This is a genomic window from Furfurilactobacillus curtus, from assembly GCF_045862785.1.
Lineage (GTDB): Bacteria > Bacillota > Bacilli > Lactobacillales > Lactobacillaceae > Furfurilactobacillus > Furfurilactobacillus curtus.
In genome coordinates this window covers 1,995-2,689 of record NZ_BQXO01000017.1, presented here as the reverse complement: position 1 = coordinate 2,689, position 695 = coordinate 1,995, and the positions used below count along the sequence as shown (strand labels likewise).

The following is a 695-nucleotide window of genomic DNA, read 5'->3' as shown; positions in this document are numbered from 1 at the left end:
ATTGTTTTTTTATTAAATTGGGTTTTGTAGCTTTGTCCTTTTTGGTTGAGATACCATTTATTACTTTGCAAATCCTGTGCTGTAGACTTTCCACAAGCGGTAAGACCAACAACAATCAGCAACACTGTCATCACAGCGATTATATATTTCCAATATTTTTTCATTAATATGTCCTCCATTATCCAAGCATTTTCTTATGTCTAGACTCTAATTTTTGATCGATATTATCCTGCAATTTGTCTTCTTCGTCATCGGTTGTTTGATCGTCTTTTTTGGCTTGGTGCTGTGCTTTAACTGTCTGATTCCACTTATCTACCTTATTCTTAAAGTGGGTTTCCTGGCTGGCTTCTGGTTGGCCTTGATAATCGTTTTGTGACAAGTTAACCAAATGATCGGCACCTGGAAATAGTTTAAATTGGAACGCTTTTGTAGCTTTGACTGGTCGGGCATTACTAAAGATTAATAAGCTCTGATCTTCAGGCATACGCATGATTTCATCAGGTGTCATCAGCGAACGGCTCGTATAGCTGTAACTATCGCTCTTACTGTGGCTCTCTTCCTTACTGTGACTAGTACTTTCACTTCCCGTTTCCACTTTCACCGTTGATTTTCCTAGTAAATCACTAAAGTATTTAGCAGTTACGTCATTAGCGGCATTCAAGCAAATTTTAACGGCATGATTACCTAAGATACTC

Annotated in this window: 1 pseudogene; it reads right to left on the bottom strand. The window is 38.0% G+C overall.

Features of this window, described 5'->3' with window-relative positions:
* Positions 1-349: 349 nt before the first annotated feature.
* Positions 350-695 (bottom strand): annotated as a pseudogene (locus ACKTR2_RS10070) (type IV secretory system conjugative DNA transfer family protein); the annotation flags it as partial.